General features: G+C 57.3%; 1 protein-coding gene. It reads right to left on the reverse strand.

Annotated features, from left to right (window positions below):
- Positions 1–66: 66 nt before the first annotated feature.
- Positions 67–1,305, reverse strand: coding sequence for an IS256-like element IS3506 family transposase (locus CRD15_RS10030; RefSeq protein WP_172544895.1), 1,239 nt, complete (start codon positions 1,303–1,305; stop codon positions 67–69).
- Positions 1,306–1,424 lie beyond the last annotated feature (119 nt).

Consider the following 1,424-nt stretch of genomic DNA (forward strand, 5'->3'; position numbering starts at 1 on the left):
CGGTCAAGTCCGGTGTAGTGGTGTAGCCGTTTGTGCTTTCGGCTCGATATGAAGTTCGGGGCTTGGTTAGGCGGTTAGCTGGTGGTGGTCGTCACGATGTTCTCCTGGGTGGTGCATGAGGTGCTTGGTGTGTTCGAGTGCGGTCAGTGACATGTAGCGTTTTTGTTGGATCCAATCGTCGTGTTGCTCGGCTAGGACCGCACCGACAAGCCGGATGATGGATTCACGGTTTGGGAAAATGCCGACGACGTCGGTGCGCCGGCGGATCTCTCGGTTTAACCGTTCTGTGGGGTTGTTTGACCACACCTTCGTCCAGACTGGTTTCGGCACTGCGGTAAACGCCAGTACTTCATCGAGTGATTCCTCCAAATACGCCGCGACGTGAGGGAATTTCGGCTCCAGTAGGTCGACAACTTCGCGGGCTTGAGCCCAAGTGGATGTGGCGTCAGGTTGCTGGAAGATTGTCTGGAACATCGCAGAGACCATCGGCCATTGTGTTTTCGGGACCTTTTCGTAGAGGTTCTTCGCGAAATGGGTGCGGCACCGCTGCCACGACGCATTGGGCAGCACTTCGGAAATGGCGTGCTGGATGCCTTCGTGGGCATCACTGGTGATAAGGAATACCCCAGTAAGTCCGCGGGCTTTTAAGTCCTGGAAGAAGCCTTTCCACGACGCGTTGGATTCCGCGGTGGCGACGTGCATGCCGAGCATTTCGCGATACCCGTCGGCGTTGACTCCGGTGGCAAGCAGCACTGAGCATTTGACCACCCGGCCGCCTTCACGGACTTTGATCGTGAGCGCATCGCACGATAAAAAGGCGTACCCGCCGGGGTCTAGTGGGCGGTTTTTGAAGTCTGCGACCATGTCGTCGAGTTCTTCTGACATGCGTGAGACTTGCGATTTCGACATGCTGGAAATCCCAAGTGTAGCCACCAGATCATTCATCCTGCGGGTGGAAACCCCCTTAAGGTAGCACGTGGCGATCACAGTCGATAAGGCTCGTTCTGCTCGTGAGCGGCGCTCTAACAGCCAGTCTGGGAAGAACGCGCCGTGGCGCAGTTTCGGCACCGCCACGTCGATCGTGCCGACACGGGTGTCAAGGTCGCGGTGGCGATACCCGTTGCGGTGGTTGACCCGATCGGTGGATACAACCCCGTATTCGGCGCCGCAGACGGTGTCAGCCTGGGCGGAGAGGATCTGGTTGATAAACCCTTGCAGCATCTGGCGCATCAAATCCGGAGACGCTTGGGCCAGCAAATCATCCAGATAGGTTGTCGGGTCGATAGAATACGGTGCAGCGGTCATCGTCATAGGCCTTTCGGTGAGATGTGGTAGTTGAGTTGAAAGGCTAACTGGCGGTGGCCGCCCACTACTTTCCGGGACCCACCATCAGCAAGCGTTACACCACACTAAGGGACGCAACC

Source organism: Corynebacterium sp. LK28 (genome assembly GCF_014335105.1).
Taxonomy (GTDB): Bacteria; Actinomycetota; Actinomycetes; order Mycobacteriales; family Mycobacteriaceae; genus Corynebacterium; species Corynebacterium macclintockiae.